The sequence below is a fragment of the Gilliamella sp. Pra-s52 genome (genome assembly GCF_009795805.1).
GTDB lineage: Bacteria > Pseudomonadota > Gammaproteobacteria > Enterobacterales > Orbaceae > Gilliamella.
This window is the reverse complement of sequence record NZ_WTEY01000002.1, coordinates 245,885-260,588: the sequence shown is the minus strand read 5'-3', so window position 1 is coordinate 260,588 and position 14,704 is coordinate 245,885. Positions and strand designations below refer to the sequence as shown.

Genomic DNA, 14,704 nt, shown 5'->3' with positions numbered 1-14,704 from the left:
AATGAACTAAATAAGCTGAAAAGGGAATAACCCTTTTCAGTTCTTTATAGTCTTAACAATGTGTCATTATAATAAAATTCAATACTTATCTAAATGAATCAATTTCATCTTGTGTAAGAGGGCGATATTCGCCTTCTGGAATATCAACAATTATTTTACCTATTTGTTTGCGATGCAACGCAACAACATGGTTATTGACTGCTGCAAACATGCGTTTAACTTGGTGATAACGCCCTTCACTAATGGTTAGTTCGGCATGGTATTGATCGATAATATTTAATTTAGCGGGTTTAGTCAGTGATTTTTCACTTTTTAATTGAATGCCGTTTTTAAATATATCAATGAGTTCAGTTTGTAATGGTTGTTCAACTGTGACGATATAGACTTTTTCGCAATGATGTTTGGGTGATGTGATTCGGTGTGACCATTGACCGTCATCAGTTAGTAAAACAAGCCCAGTCGTATCAAGATCAAGCCTACCTGCTGCATGCAATTTTTCAGGCATGGGTTCATCAATAAAATAGAGTATAGTTGGGTGATCTGGATCATCAGTCGAGCAGACATAACCTTGAGGTTTATTGAGCATAAAGTAACGATTATTGGTTACGGGGATGATTTCATAGCCATCATACTCAACCACGTGTTCCGGTAATAGCTGGTAAGCACCTGATTTTACTACTTCACCATCGACGGTGACTTTTTTAGCTTTCAGTTTTTTGTTAACAATTGTTCTACTTATGCCTAAATGATGAGCAAGAAATTTATCTAATCGCATAATCTAAATCATTTATCCTTATGAATTAAAGGGGAGTGTAAATGTCAAAACGGTGATTTTTAGTTTTAATTTCTGCCGTTGGTTTTTGGTTGGCTAAAAAGGGTGCGTAATCTGGCCTTTTTACTACCACGCGTTTTTTTGCGAGTTGCCTTGCGGGTTCTAATAAGCTGTCAGCATCGTTGTCGCTACCAACTAATAGTTGAAAAATACGCATTTCTTTTTTGACAAGCGCACTTTTTTGACGATGTGGAAACATTGGGTCAAGGTAAACTACGTCTGGTTTTTCAAGTTGCGAATTTAAGCCTGTTTGGCTTGAACTATAATTCAATTGTAAGCGTTGTTGTAGCCAGTCTCCGATTTTAGGGTCTTGATAGCCACGTTGTAAGCCATCGGCTAATAACGCCGCAACCACTGGGTGTCTTTCAAACATTGTTACATAACACCCAAGTGAGGCAAGTACAAAGGCGTCTCGTCCAAGTCCTGCTGTTGCATCAACAATAGTGGGTAAATACTCACCTTTTATTCCAACTGCTTTTGCAATAGCTTCCCCACGCCCACCGCCAAATTGGCGACGATGCGCCATTACACCCGATAAGAAATCCACCGTTATTGCTCCTAATTTAGGTTCATCGGTTTTTTGTAAGGCAAGATGATTTTCTTGTTGTGTTAATGTAAAGGGAAGATCTTTATTTGTGGATAACCACAGTTCAGCTAACTGTGTTAGCTGAACTAAGTTAGAACTAGCGGATGCCATAATGATGAAGTAATGCCTCTAGTTGTGGTTCACGACCTCGGAAGTTTTTAAATAATGTCATTGGTTCATCGCTACCACCTTGTGACAAGATGTTATCAAGAAACGCATTACCTGTTTTGGCATTAAAAATGCCTTCTTCTTCAAAGCGGGAAAATGCATCGGCAGAGAGTACCTCGGCCCATAAATAACTGTAATAACCTGCCGCATAACCACCTGCAAAAATATGGCTAAAGGCATGAGGGAATCGTCCCCATTCAACAGTTGGCACAACGGCAACTTGTTTTCTGACTTCAGCTAATGTGTTTAAAATATCGGGGTTTTGTTGGGTATGTAATTTAAAGTCAAAAAGCCCAAATTCTAATTGACGTAGAATAAATAGCGCTGCTTGATAGTTTTTAGCATCTAGCATTTTTTCTAACATTTCAGTAGGGAGTGGTTCGTCAGTTTGATAATGTCCTGAAATAAAAGCAAGGGCTTCAGGTTGCCAACACCAGTTTTCTAAAAATTGACTCGGTAACTCAACAGCATCCCAAGGAACGCCATTAATTCCTGCTACAGAGGATACATCAATTTCGGTTAGCATATGGTGCAAGCCATGACCAAATTCATGAAATAGGGTTGTTACTTCGTCATGAGTAAATAAGGCAGGCTTGTCGCCAACAGAGCGATTGAAGTTACAGGTTAAATAAGCAACGGGAGTTTGTACATGACCGTCAGTAAAGCGCATACGACCAATGCAGTCATCCATCCATGCGCCACCGCGTTTATGTTCTCGTGCATATAAGTCAAGATAAAAGCTACCTTTTAATTCACCATTAGCTGTATATAGATCATAGAATTTGACTTCAGGATCCCAAACTTCAACACCTTGTCGTTCTTTGGCTGTAATGCCAAAAATGCGGTGTACTACTTCAAATAGACCATTTATCACTCGTTGCTGAGGGAAATAAGGACGTAATTCTTCATCGTTGATGGTGTATAAGTATTGTTTTTGTTTTTCGCTATAATAAGCAACATCCCATGGTTTGATGTCGCTTGCACCAAAAAATTCATAGGCATAACGTTTAAGTTCCGCTAACTCTTTTTCACCTTGTGGTTTGGCTTTGTTTGCTAAATCCGTTAAAAATTCGATAACTTGAGTAGTTGATTTGGCCATTTTTGTGGCTAGGGATTTATCCGCATAGGTATTGAATCCAAGTAATTGGGCTAGTTCATCACGTAATGTTAATATTTGTTTGATGATTTCGGTGTTGTCCCATTTACCCGCATTAGGACCTTGATCCGATGCTCGAGTGTTATAAGCTTGATAAAGTTCAAAACGTAAATCACGGTTATCACAATAGGTCATGACAGGTAGGTAACTTGGTATATCTAAGGTAAGCAACCATCCCTCTTTGTCTTTCATTTTTGCTTGTTCTTTTGCTGCTGCAAGAGCACTTTCAGGCATACCAGAAAGTGCTTTAATATCGGTAATTAATTTTGACCATCCCATGGTCGCATCTAATACGTTGTTGCTATATTGTGATGATAATTCTGATAGTTTTGCAACTATCTCACCGTAGCGTTTTTGTTTATCATCAGGCAATCCAATTCCCGATAATTCAAAATCACGCAATGCATTGTCAATAACTTTTTTTTGCGCTTTGCTTAAAGTAGCATAGTGTTGGCCTTCTTTGATTTGTTTGTAAGCTTGATATAAAGGTTTATGCTGTCCAACCCATGTGCTGTACTCAGATAGTAGTGGTAAGCAAGCTTCATAAGCCTCTCGTAATTCAGGGCTGTTTTTAACCGAATTAAGATGGCTAATAGGTGACCAAGCGCGACTGAACTTTTCGTCCATTTCGTCAATAGGTTGAATTAAATTATCCCAAGTATATTGGCTGTTTTGCTTTAATACTGTTTCAATGGTATTTTTGCAGTTTTTTAAGGTTTCTTGTATAGCAGGCAAAACATGCTCGGGCTTAATTTGTGAAAAAAGGGGTAATGGGGCTTCTGTTAATAATGGATTGGTCATGTTGCAATACCTTTATACAAATGGAGTTTGTTGATTAAACATAATATGGTGGCAAATGCTGTTAATTCAAGGGATGTTGTTTTAGGGAATATTTATAATCCCATCAATTTACGTTCGCGTTGCCATTCAGTAGGTGTATATGTTTTTATAGAAAGTGCGTGGATACGGTTATCGCTAATAAATTCAGCCAAAGGAGCATAGATTGCTTGTTGTTTTTTTACTCGAGTTAAATCAGCAAATAATTCTCCCACTGCAATAACTTGAAAGTGACTGCCATCGTCAGTTAAAACATGAATATCATCAAGTTCGAGTGAGCTGTTTAATTTGTCTATAATTTCTTGTTTATTCATTAGTAATACTCATCATTAATATAAATGTAGGGCTATTTTTGTTAAAAGGTTCTAGGTAACGCTGTATTGTGGTGCGTTTTTTGCATGATATTTCATACGAAACCTGACATATTTTAAATGTTGATTACGGGTTGTAGATCATACAAGGTAATTAATGTTTGTAACTGAGGATTGATACCTTTGAGCTTGACATGATATTTATTGCAAAAATAAATTAAAGTCGCGAGCCCTGAAGAATCAACCCGAGTCAGTTGCGCTACATCAATGTATTTTACACCATTTAGAATGGTGCTTTGTGTTGACCATAAATCATTTAAAGAGTGAACATCAAGTTCACCCTGTAAAGACAATACTTCTTGTTGTTTTTCTGTTTTTATTCGCGACATTATCACTAGCCTTTAGGTTTAGCGTTTGGGTCTATATTGCGATTTGAAAGTTCATTTAATTGTTTGGTTAATGCATCAATACCATCTTGACGTAAAATTGTTGACCATTCATTTTGTTTGGTTGTTATCATGCTAACGCCTTCGGCAATTAAATCATACGCTTTCCATTCGCCAGTCACTGAATTTTTACGCCACTGGAAATCAATACGCAATGGTTGTTGATTTTTATCTGGTTGATTTAATAAAACACGAATAGAAATAAGTGTTTTTCCAGTTAAATCTTTAGGAGATTCAACTTGATAAGTTTGACCATTATACATAGATAACGCTTGAGCAAATGCTTGTACTAGGTAGTTTTCAAAAGCAGTAAAGTAAGCTGTACGTTGTGCTTCTGTAGCGCTTTTATAGTAATTACCTAAAATTAATGCGCCAGCATACTTTACTTGCACATAAGGTAATAAATCTTTTCTTACAATCTCTTTAAGTTTATTAGGGTTTGATTTTAGTGCAGTAGATTGTGAATTCATAGTGCTAAAAAGTTTATCAGCAGAAACTTGCATTTCTTTATAGGGATCGTTTTCAGCAAAGGCTGTAGAACTAAACAATAAAGCTAATACTAAAAGAATGGTTGTTTTAAATTTGTTTAACATGTTAACTCCTTAGTTTTCAGTTGTATCTTCTTTTTTATCTTTGGTAGCTTTGTCTTTATCTGATGAGCCACCTATGCTGTAAAGGAATTTACCAATAAGATCTTCTAAAATGATGGCTGGTGTGGTGTTTTGCACAACAAAACCTTCGAGTAAGTATGGCGGAGTTTTATTTTTTTCTGCTTTAGCTACAACAGCAGGGTCAACGCCTATTGCGTCAACATTAAATTCTGTTTCTCTATCAACGCCTATATTGATATCAATAAATTGTTCTCCAAGTATTCCAGATGTCTTAATTGCAAGTGAACTTGAACTTGGAATTTTGTTATATTGTGTATCGATATCCATTGCTACATAAGGTTTGTATTGATTACCATTCGACGAATTTAGCGAAATATTATTGACGCGACCAATGACTACCCCACCAATTTTGATAGGTGAGCGAGCTTTTAATCCTCCGATATTTTCAAACACAGCATAGACACGATAAGTGTTATGGCTAGCAAATGATGTTGGATCAGTAACTCTAAAACACAAAAATAGCACTGAGCAAATAACCAGCACCATAAATAATCCAACGGTAATTTCAACTTTACGATTCATGTCTATGACCTCAATGACTAAACATTAATGCGGTTAAAATAAAATCTAACCCCAAAATAACTAATGATGAATAAACAACAGTATTTGTTGTTGCTCGACTAATTCCTTCTGATGTTGGTACGCAATCATAACCGTTAAACAGTGCAATCCAAGTGCTTGCAATGGCAAATGCAAAGCTTTTAACAAAACAGTTTCCTAAGTCATGCCACCAATCGACATTGCTTTGAATCGATGACCAAAAGAATCCTGAATCAATACCTTTCCAATCAACCCCAACCAACATACCGCCTAAAATGCCAACCGCAACAAAAATAGCTGTTAGAAATGGCATGCAAAAAAATCCAGCCCAAAAGCGTGGCGCAATGATGCGTCTTAACGGATCAACTGCCATCATTTCTAAACTTGATAGTTGTTCAGTAGCTTTCATTAAACCAATTTCAGCGGTTAAGGCTGAACCAGCACGACCAGCAAATAGTAGGCCGGCAACAACAGGGCCTAATTCACGAAGTAGCGCAAGGGCAACCATCATCCCTAAACTTGCTTCGGCACCAAAGGTGGTTAGAATAAAGTAACCTTGCAGGGCTAAAACCATGCCAATAAAAAGACCTGATACCATAATAATGGTTAAGGATTGAACGCCAACAAAGTAAAATTGTTTAATCAGTAAAGGGAACTGTTTTTTAAATTGTGGTTTACCAATTAATGCTCCAAAAAGCATAACACCAGAACGGCCAATCATCGCAATGATATTAATAATCCATTGTCCTAATTTTGCCAATAAATTCAACATTATTTTATACCTCTGCTTAGGTCTAGTTTGTAATCATCAGCAGGATAATGAAAAGGCACTGGACCATCTGCCAATCCGTCAAGAAACTGTTTTACTCGTAAGTCATCATTATCACGTAATTGTTGTGATGTACCGCCTGCAATAATATGTTGTTCAGCTACAATATAGGCATAATCTGCAATACTTAACACTTCGTTTACATCATGGCTGACAACAATGCAGGTTAACCCTAATGATTGGTTTATTTCAGATATCAGCTTAACAATAACTCCCATTGAGATAGGATCTTGCCCCGCAAAAGGTTCGTCAAACATAATTAGATCAGGATCAAGCGCAATAGCTCGAGCTAAAGCAGCACGCCTTGCCATACCTCCTGAAAGCTCTGATGGCATCATTTTAGCTGCACCTCGTAGGCCAACAGCTTGTAATTTCATTAAGACCAAATTATGTAATACAGGGTCAGGTAATTTGAAGTGTTCACGTAACGGATAAGCAACATTATCAAATACATTTAGATCGGTAAATAAAGCCCCTGATTGAAATAGCATACTCATTCGTTTGCGGACTTCATATAACCTTGAGCGCGACATGCTTGGCACATCTTCGCCATCAAATAGAATTTTCCCTGATTGTGGTTTTAATTGACCACCAATGAGTCGTAGTAGCGTTGTTTTACCAATTCCTGATGGCCCCATTATAGCGGTGACTTTGCCTTTAGGAACGTTCAAACTCATATTTTTATAAATAGGCCGCGTTCCACGATAAAAAGACATGTCGTGAATTTCAACCAAATTTTGCTGTAATGCGTTTGTCAAAGTGATTCCCTACACTACTGATCTAAAGTTGTCGCTATTTTACTTGATAATTGAGAATAAAGGAAATGTATTAAAGTTATTGTTTATCATAATGATGCTAATTATCGATATAACGTACCCATCTTACTCAGGATAAATAATAGTAAAGAAAAGCAAAATCTTTTTTGTCTTTTTTAGTATCATCACCTTAAGTTTTTTTATATTGTGTATTATTGATGTCTTGCTTTTCGTGCCAAGTAGTTCCCCAAACTTTGAATAAATTGTATAACAATAACCAAAATGATCACGCAAATAATGGTAACGGTTGTATCAAAACGTTGATAACCATACGAAATAGCTAAATCACCAATTCCGCCAGCGCCAATTGCACCAGCCATTGCTGTTGCACCAATTAAGCCAATGGTGGCGGTTGTTATGGTTAAGACTAACGAACTAAAGGCTTCGGGTAACATAAAATACCAAATAATTTGTAATGGTGTTGCTCCCATAGATTTGGCTGCTTCAATAATGCCATTATCAACTTCAAGTAACGAGTTTTCAACTAATCGGGCAATATAAGGGGCTACATAAATGGTTAAAGGTACAATAGCCGCTAATGTACCAAAAGAACTACCAACAATCAGTTTTGTTAATGGAACAATGGCAACAAGTAATATAATAAAAGGAAGCGATCGGAGTGTGTTTATGATTGGATTTAATATTCGATAAATTAGTGAGTTTTCTAATAGCCCTGTTGGTCTTGTTGTGACTAAACAGATGCCCAGCAAAATACCAAATATCCCCCCCATACTTAGAGAGAAAAGAACCATAATAAAGGTGTCATAACAAGCCTGAATAAATTGTATTGTTGTAACTGATGTTGAAAAACAAGAACTTAAGTAGTCAATAATGGTATTGAATTGTTTCATTTTAGTTGATCTCCTAATGATTAATTTCGGTGACTTGTACCCCATGATGATGTAGGTAGTGTACTGAATCGTTGATACTATCATCGCTTCCTTTTAGTTGCACAAACATGCTACCTAATATCGTGTTTTGAATCTCAGACATATGTGCAAATAAAATATTAACCACAACTTTTTGTTGAAGTATTAATAAATTAACCACTGGTTCAGATGCCGAGCTTCCTAAAAATTCAAGTTTGAATAAGCGAATATTGTTTTTTGTTTTTTCTAGTGCTAGCAAATTTTTGACTACACCCGCAGGAATCTGATCGTTGATAATGGTACTGACAAAATTTTGTGTAGTTTGATGTTTTGGGTGACCAAATACTTCGAGCACATTACCATGTTCAATCATTTTGCCGTTTTCCATGACAGCGACTTTATGACAAATTTGTTCAATGACATGCATTTCATGGGTGATTAATACCACTGTTATTTGGTATTCTTCATTAATTTTTTTTATTAAATCTAAAATATCTTGCGTGGTTTGAGGATCAAGCGCTGAAGTTGCTTCATCACATAATAAGATATCGGGGTTATTTGCTAAAGCCCGAGCAATACCTATTCGTTGTTTTTGTCCGCCTGATAGCTCTTTAGGGTAGTTATTTGCTTTTTCACTTAATCCAACAAACGCTAAAAGCTCGTTGACTCTTTTTTTGATGGTTTGTCTATTTTCTCGAAGTAAAATTAGTGGCATTGCAATATTTTCAAATACAGTTTTTGTTTCTAATAAATTAAAATGCTGAAAAATCATGCCAATTTTTTGTCTTATTTTACGTAATTCACTATTTGATAATTGGTTAAGAACTTGATTTTGAATAATGACATTACCTTGGGTTGGTTTTTCAATAAAGTTAATTAATCGAACTAATGTGCTTTTACCTGCACCGCTATAACCGATGATACCGAAAATATCACCTTTACCAATGGTTAAATTAATATTATTTAATGCTTGGGTAGTGACGCCATTTCGCTTATATTGTTTAAAGACATTTTCAAACCTAATCATTATTTGTAACCTATTTGTTTAATTTGAGTTGACTATTTAGATAATCAACTAACGATGTAGTTTTTTTAACAGTAGCATAGGTTAGTTTTTGGCTCTAATAATCGTTTTTTATATCTTATTCCTAAAAGTTATAAGATAGAATAACTTGGAATAAATGAACTGCTTTTTTTGTGCTACAGTGATTAGTGTTTACAATTTATAGAGGTATTTTTTATGAAAGCATTTTTTACTGAACAGAAATTTTTTAGATATATAGTTCTTATCTTAGCAGTTAGCTCGACAAGCTTAATTACGGCTTGTGATAGCTCAACAACCCAAGCGAATAATCAAACTAAAAAAGAAATTAGCATGGGCGTATCACCTGGACCTTATAATGATTTATTTAATGATGCGGTTAAACCAATACTTGAATCTGAGGGTTATAAAGTTAAACTAGTTAGTTTCCCACACTTGCTTGAATCAGATATTGCTTTAACCGAGGGCAGTATTGATTTGACCGTTGCACAACATACCGCTTATATGGATGTATTTAATGCACAACGCAAAGCACATTTAAAATCAGTTGTACATGTACCATCGGTGCCTGCTGCAGTATTTTCGAATAAATATACCTCATTAAAGCAAGTTTTTTCTGGCGCTAAAGTTGCAATTCCACAAGATGCCTCTAATGCTGCTCGTTCATATAATTTATTAGAAAAAGCGGGGTGGATAAAATTAAAAACGAGTACAAATCCTATTATCGCTAGCAAAAATGATATAGCTGAAAATATCGCAGGGATTGATATTATTGAAATGGATTCTGCTAATATTCCTCGTGTATTAGATGAGCTAGATTTTGCGGTAATTCCTGGCAGTATTGTTTATTCTGCCAATATTGATTCAAATAGAGCTCTTCTTTCAGAAACCATCATCCCAGACTTAGAAATTATGGTTGTTGTTAATGAGGGGAATGAAAATAGCCAATGGGCACAAGATATTAAACGTATTTATCAATCCCAATCATTTAAAGATTATATGAAAACGCATAATCAAAATGGCTATTGGGTGATGCCACAAGAATAATTTTAGATAAATCACCCGTTTTATTACGGGCGATTTAATACCTTGCCATCTGTTTTTCAACCGTTAAAGCCCAAGCATCAATTCCACCTGTAAGATTGTAAAGATAATCGCTATCAAAGCCATTTTCAGCTAAATAATTGGCGACATTAAGGCTTCTTATACCATGATGGCAATAAATAACAATATCGACTTCATCTGGAATTTTGTCTAAATAAAGAGGAATTAGATTCATTGGAATATGTGTTGAACCATGAATGTTGCAAATTGCAACTTCGTTAGCTTCGCGTACATCAAGTAAAAAAATATCATTGGACTGGTTTAATTTTTGTGCTAGTTTGGTTGGGGTTATTTCTTTTATTGTTGCCATAATGATCAGCCTTCAAAATAGTTGTCAAAAAGTGTTTGGTAGTATCTGCGCTTAAAAAAATACCGGTTGAATTTGGCAACTGTTTTCTATGATAAAGATCACCCTGTTAGTAATTAACAGGATGATCGGTTTTAGATTATGCCTCTAACGCTTTATTGATTTTTTCATATAAATCTTTAGAAAGATTTTCGATTTTTAGTAATGCTTCGAGTGATTGTCGCATTTGTTTTTGGCGATTTTCGTCATAACGTTTTAATCGAATCAATGGATCGATAAGTCTTGCGGCAACTTGAGGGTTTTTTTGGTTTAACTCAATGAGAATCTCAACTAAAAATTGATAACCACTGCCATCTTCAGCGTGAAATGCCACAGGATTATTATTTACAAAAGCTCCAATTAATGCACGAATCCGATTTGGGTTACTGAGTGTAAATGAGCGGTGAGTTAATAATTTTTTCACGGTAGCAAGAACATTCTTTTCTGGGCTTGTTGCGTTTAGTGTTAACCATTTGTCCATAACAAGTCCATCTTGATGCCATTTGTCATCAAAGTTAACCAATAACTCAGTTCGACAATCAAGTTCAGCTTTTACAGCTATACTCAAGGCAGCTAAACAATCGGTCATATTATTGGATTGGTGATATTGTTGAGTAACAAGTGAATTAATTTGCGTTTTATTATCAGCATATCCAAGTAAAGATAAACAACAATTTTTAAGTGAGCGTTTGGCAATTTCAATATGTTCAATATGATATTGTGTTGTTTTATTGTGGTAGTAAACTGCTAATAACTCATCATAAAGTTGATTGGCAAATTGTGTTAAGAAAAACAAACGTACTTGATGAATAGCAATCGGATCAACCACAGTAAATAAATTCGCTAATTCGTTTTCAGATGGGAGCGTTAATATTTGAGCAATTAATGCAGGATCGATTGAATCAGAAAGTAACACAGCTCTAAAAGCGTCAATGACAACTTCTGGCAATATTTGCTTTTTATTTTGTTGGTAATTGTGGACATTTATTCTGACATATTTGACCAGTAACATTTGTGCTGCATCATAGCGACTAAATGCATTAGTGGCATGTTGCATTAAAAAAATTAGGTCATTATCTTGGTAATCATAGTGTAATTTTACAGGAGCTGAAAAATCACGTAATAATGAAATAATTGGTTTTTCACTGACATTGTCAAATACAAACTGCTGTTTTTCCTTGGTTACATTTAAAACATGCTGAACAGGCTTACCTTGATGTTGCAATGCAATAATATCGCCATTTTTTTTGTATAATTCAATATCAAGAGGAATATGTAAGGCTTGTTTTTGCTGCTGATCTTGTGTTGGCTTTGTACATTGCTCAACTGTTAAGGTGTATTGTTGAGTTTTTTCATCATAACTATCAGTTACCGTTAATTCAGGAGTACCTGATTGGCTATACCACAATTTAAATTGACTTAAATCGATACCAGAAGCATCTTGCATGGCAGAAACAAAATCATCACAAGTTGCGGCGCTACCATCATGGCGCTTAAAATAAAGTTTCATGCCTGCTTGGAATTTGTCTTCACCTAATAATGTATGCATCATGCGAATAACTTCAGCACCTTTTTCATACACTGTAACCGTGTAAAAATTGTTCATTTCGATAACTTGATCGGGGCGAATAGGGTGAGACATCGGGCTAGCATCTTCGGCAAATTGCACGGTTCGCATCAGTTTTACGTCATCAATTCGTTTAACGGCCCTTGAACCTAGGTCGGCACTAAACTCTTGATCACGGAATACAGTTAAGCCTTCTTTTAGACCGAGTTGAAACCAGTCTCGGCAAGTGACTCGATTGCCTGTCCAGTTATGGAAATATTCATGACCAATCACGCCTTCAATACCAAGATAATCATCATCTGTTGCGGTTTGTGGTTTGGCAAGTACATATTTTGAATTAAAGATATTCAAACCTTTGTTTTCCATCGCGCCCATATTGAAAAAATCAACCGCAACAATCATAAAGATATCTAAGTCGTATTCAAGTCCAAAACGCGTTTCGTCCCAACGCATGGCATTTTTTAAACTGGTCATTGCCCAATGTGAGCGTTCTAAATTACCTTTATCAACATAAATTTCTAAATCAACTTTACGTTTTGATTGTGTAATAAACTGATCTTTTAAAATATCAAAATCACCAGCAACTAGTGCAAACAAATAAGCGGGTTTTGGAAACGGATCTTGCCATTGTACCCAGTGTCGTCCATCAGATAGATCGCCTTGTGCTACACGATTTCCATTTGAAAGTAGGTAAGGGTAGTGTTGTTTATTGGCGGTGATGCGTGTTGAAAACCGAGCTAATACATCGGGTCTATCAAGGTAATAAGTGATATGTCGAAATCCTTCGGCTTCACATTGTGTACAAAGCGCTTCGCCTGATACATATAATCCTTCAAGTGCGGTATTATCAATGGGCTTGATTTCATTAACAATTGTTAAAGTAAATTCTGCGGGAACACCTTGAATCAGCAATCCTGTTTTTGTGATTTGATAATCATGCCACGGTTGCTCATCGATATTAACAGAAATCAATTTCAGATCTTCACCATCTAAAATAAGATCATTAACGTTATTATTTTTTCGAATTACATGACTACGTGCTGTAACGGTTGTTATTTCAGGGGCTAAATCAAAATCAAGATCAATGTCAGTAATAGTAAAATCGGGGGCTTGATAATCTAGACGATATTTTGCCTTTGGTTGAGATTGAGTTGTAGTTGTGTTCATTATTATAGAGCCTTTTATTTATACTTTGTTCAAGTTTTATCTGGTTAATAGTATAACCGATTAAAAATAATCTTATTATATAATTAATCTATATCTTCATTATTATTCTGCTATAATCTTTGACATTTTAATTAGAGTATTAACAATAAAGCCACATGTTACCAGCGATAATTACATCACTATTAGACACAGATGCTTATAAACTGCATATGCAACAAGCTGTTTTTCATCACTATCCAAATGCAACAGTAACAGCAGAGTTCCGTTGTCGTAGCGATGATTTATTGGGGAAATATGCTGATGAGATAACTCATCAAGTTAAATTAATGGAATCGTTATCACTTTTAGATGATGAGTTTGAGTATTTATCTCGTATGCCTTTTTTTAAACCTGATTATTTGAATTGGCTCAAAAATTGGCGTTTTAATAGTGAGTTACTGACAATTGAAAATCAAGAAGGCTTGCTAGTTATTCGTATTGAAGGTAAGTGGTTAGATGTTATTTTATGGGAAGTGCCATTACTTGCTGTAATTAGCGAAATTGTGCATAAAGCTCGATCGCCAAATATTGGCGTTCCCGAGGCACTTGCCCGACTAAAAGATAAATTAACGTTATTTAATGAACAGACAGCCGATATGGATATGTCGAACTTTAATTTAATGGACTTTGGTACACGTAGGCGTTATTCGTTTGCGGTACAAGAGGCAGTTGTTGGTTATTTGAAAAATCATTTTACTAATTTTCATAGTACGAGTAATTATTTGCTTGCTTATCGTTTAGGACTTACGCCGGTTGGAACACAAGCGCATGAATGGTTTCAAGCACATCAGCGTTTAAGTCCGAATTTAGAGGATTGCCAAAAAAATGCATTGCAGGTTTGGTTAGATGAATATCACGATGATTTGGGCGTTGCTTTAACTGATTGTATTACGATGGATGCATTTTTACGGGATTTTGATCTTCATTTTGCTTCGCATTATCAAGGATTGCGTCATGATTCAGGTGATTCAATTCAATGGGGTGAAAAGGCAATAGCCCATTATCAGCAGTTAGGTATCGATCCTAAAACAAAATTATTAGTATTTTCAGACAGTTTAAATTTTGATAAGGCACTTAATATTTATCGGCATTTTAATCATCGGGTAAAATTATCTTTTGGTGTAGGTGGTTTTTTAGCTTGCGATATTCCCTCTAAAGAGGCCAATACGAAAGCATTGAATATTGTCATCAAATTAACAGAGTGTAATAATCAATCCGTTGCTAAATTATCAGACAGTCCTGGTAAAACCATATCTCAAGATTTAGCTTTTATTGATGAATTAAAACGAACTTTTAGTGTTAAATATTGATAATCATTAGCCTATTATTAATATTAAAATAAAAAATCAGTGATAAAGATTTTCTTATTGACTAATTCC

General features: G+C 35.5%; 15 protein-coding genes. 2 read left to right on the top strand and 13 right to left on the bottom strand.

The genetic code is table 11. From position 1 onward, the window contains the following. Positions 1–85: 85 nt before the first annotated feature. The 11 genes from rsuA to GQ594_RS03325 all read right to left on the bottom strand — a co-directional run bounded on the left by rsuA (position 86) and on the right by GQ594_RS03325 (position 9,087). Positions 86–775 carry a 16S rRNA pseudouridine(516) synthase RsuA gene (gene rsuA / locus GQ594_RS03375; RefSeq protein WP_160411430.1) on the bottom strand — a complete coding sequence of 230 codons (690 nt, stop codon included), beginning with the start codon at positions 773–775 and terminating at the stop codon, positions 86–88. A gap of 25 nt (positions 776–800) precedes the next feature. After that, positions 801–1,529 (bottom strand): class I SAM-dependent methyltransferase, encoded by a 729-nt coding sequence (locus GQ594_RS03370; protein ID WP_160411429.1) that lies wholly within the window; start codon positions 1,527–1,529, stop codon positions 801–803. After that, positions 1,516–3,543, bottom strand: a complete 2,028-nt coding sequence (prlC, locus tag GQ594_RS03365; RefSeq protein WP_160411428.1) for an oligopeptidase A — start codon at positions 3,541–3,543, stop codon at positions 1,516–1,518. The genes GQ594_RS03370 and prlC overlap by 14 nt, the downstream gene beginning before the upstream one ends. Before the next feature lie 92 nt (positions 3,544–3,635). Beyond that, on the bottom strand, positions 3,636–3,893 hold the full coding sequence (locus GQ594_RS03360) for a BolA family protein (protein WP_160401354.1): 258 nt from the start codon (positions 3,891–3,893) through the stop codon (positions 3,636–3,638). Positions 3,894–4,006: 113 nt separating this feature from the next. Then, entirely contained in the window at positions 4,007–4,279 is a 273-nt protein-coding gene (locus tag GQ594_RS03355) for an STAS domain-containing protein (RefSeq protein WP_160401353.1), read from the bottom strand. 5 nt (positions 4,280–4,284) lie between these two features. Further along, positions 4,285–4,929: a phospholipid-binding protein MlaC gene (gene mlaC / locus GQ594_RS03350; RefSeq protein ID WP_160411427.1), complete on the bottom strand. Its 645-nt coding sequence runs from the start codon at positions 4,927–4,929 to the stop codon at positions 4,285–4,287. 9 nt (positions 4,930–4,938) lie between these two features. Then, positions 4,939–5,529 carry an outer membrane lipid asymmetry maintenance protein MlaD gene (gene mlaD, locus GQ594_RS03345; protein ID WP_160401351.1) on the bottom strand — a complete coding sequence of 197 codons (591 nt, stop codon included), beginning with the start codon at positions 5,527–5,529 and terminating at the stop codon, positions 4,939–4,941. A gap of 10 nt (positions 5,530–5,539) precedes the next feature. Then, the gene (gene mlaE / locus GQ594_RS03340; protein ID WP_202112446.1) at positions 5,540–6,319 is read right to left on the bottom strand and encodes a lipid asymmetry maintenance ABC transporter permease subunit MlaE; all 780 of its coding nucleotides are present in this window, start codon (positions 6,317–6,319) and stop codon (positions 5,540–5,542) included. Beyond that, a complete protein-coding gene (gene mlaF, locus GQ594_RS03335; protein WP_237398456.1) occupies positions 6,319–7,134 on the bottom strand; it encodes a phospholipid ABC transporter ATP-binding protein MlaF in 816 nt (271 codons plus the stop codon). Before mlaF ends, mlaE begins: the two co-directional genes overlap by 1 nt. A 209-nt stretch (positions 7,135–7,343) precedes the next feature. After that, complete coding sequence (locus GQ594_RS03330; RefSeq protein WP_160411426.1) at positions 7,344–8,042, bottom strand: methionine ABC transporter permease; 699 nt, start codon at positions 8,040–8,042, stop codon at positions 7,344–7,346. Between the two features lie 13 nt (positions 8,043–8,055). Next, positions 8,056–9,087, bottom strand: coding sequence for a methionine ABC transporter ATP-binding protein (locus GQ594_RS03325; RefSeq protein WP_160411425.1), 1,032 nt, complete (start codon positions 9,085–9,087; stop codon positions 8,056–8,058). A gap of 213 nt (positions 9,088–9,300) precedes the next feature. On the opposite strand from GQ594_RS03325, the gene GQ594_RS03320 reads away from it, so the two are divergent. Next, positions 9,301–10,149: a MetQ/NlpA family ABC transporter substrate-binding protein gene (locus tag GQ594_RS03320; RefSeq protein WP_160411424.1), complete on the top strand. Its 849-nt coding sequence runs from the start codon at positions 9,301–9,303 to the stop codon at positions 10,147–10,149. A gap of 34 nt (positions 10,150–10,183) precedes the next feature. On the opposite strand, the gene GQ594_RS03315 is transcribed toward GQ594_RS03320, so the two are convergent. Continuing rightward, on the bottom strand, positions 10,184–10,516 hold the full coding sequence (locus GQ594_RS03315; RefSeq protein WP_160411423.1) for a rhodanese-like domain-containing protein: 333 nt from the start codon (positions 10,514–10,516) through the stop codon (positions 10,184–10,186). A gap of 136 nt (positions 10,517–10,652) precedes the next feature. Next, positions 10,653–13,286 (bottom strand): aminopeptidase N, encoded by a 2,634-nt coding sequence (pepN, locus tag GQ594_RS03310; protein ID WP_160411422.1) that lies wholly within the window; start codon positions 13,284–13,286, stop codon positions 10,653–10,655. Between the two features lie 155 nt (positions 13,287–13,441). On the opposite strand from pepN, the gene pncB reads away from it, so the two are divergent. Then, positions 13,442–14,635 (top strand): nicotinate phosphoribosyltransferase, encoded by a 1,194-nt coding sequence (gene pncB, locus GQ594_RS03305; RefSeq protein WP_160411421.1) that lies wholly within the window; start codon positions 13,442–13,444, stop codon positions 14,633–14,635. Positions 14,636–14,704 lie beyond the last annotated feature (69 nt).

Bases quoted from the DNA above. Each gene is read 5' to 3' on its own strand.
- rsuA (WP_160411430.1), bottom strand. From the start codon at position 775: ATGCGATTAGATAAATTTCTTGCTCATCATTTAGGCATAAGTAGAACA.
- GQ594_RS03370 (WP_160411429.1), bottom strand. From the start codon at position 1,529: ATGGCATCCGCTAGTTCTAACTTAGTTCAGCTAACACAGTTAGCTGAA.
- prlC (WP_160411428.1), bottom strand. From the start codon at position 3,543: ATGACCAATCCATTATTAACAGAAGCCCCATTACCCCTTTTTTCACAA.
- GQ594_RS03360 (WP_160401354.1), bottom strand. From the start codon at position 3,893: ATGAATAAACAAGAAATTATAGACAAATTAAACAGCTCACTCGAACTT.
- GQ594_RS03355 (WP_160401353.1), bottom strand. From the start codon at position 4,279: ATGTCGCGAATAAAAACAGAAAAACAACAAGAAGTATTGTCTTTACAG.
- mlaC (WP_160411427.1), bottom strand. From the start codon at position 4,929: ATGTTAAACAAATTTAAAACAACCATTCTTTTAGTATTAGCTTTATTG.
- mlaD (WP_160401351.1), bottom strand. From the start codon at position 5,529: ATGAATCGTAAAGTTGAAATTACCGTTGGATTATTTATGGTGCTGGTT.
- mlaE (WP_202112446.1), bottom strand. From the start codon at position 6,319: ATGTTGAATTTATTGGCAAAATTAGGACAATGGATTATTAATATCATT.
- GQ594_RS03330 (WP_160411426.1), bottom strand. From the start codon at position 8,042: ATGAAACAATTCAATACCATTATTGACTACTTAAGTTCTTGTTTTTCA.
- GQ594_RS03325 (WP_160411425.1), bottom strand. From the start codon at position 9,087: ATGATTAGGTTTGAAAATGTCTTTAAACAATATAAGCGAAATGGCGTC.
- GQ594_RS03320 (WP_160411424.1), top strand. From the start codon at position 9,301: ATGAAAGCATTTTTTACTGAACAGAAATTTTTTAGATATATAGTTCTT.
- GQ594_RS03315 (WP_160411423.1), bottom strand. From the start codon at position 10,516: ATGGCAACAATAAAAGAAATAACCCCAACCAAACTAGCACAAAAATTA.
- pepN (WP_160411422.1), bottom strand. From the start codon at position 13,286: ATGAACACAACTACAACTCAATCTCAACCAAAGGCAAAATATCGTCTA.
- pncB (WP_160411421.1), top strand. From the start codon at position 13,442: ATGTTACCAGCGATAATTACATCACTATTAGACACAGATGCTTATAAA.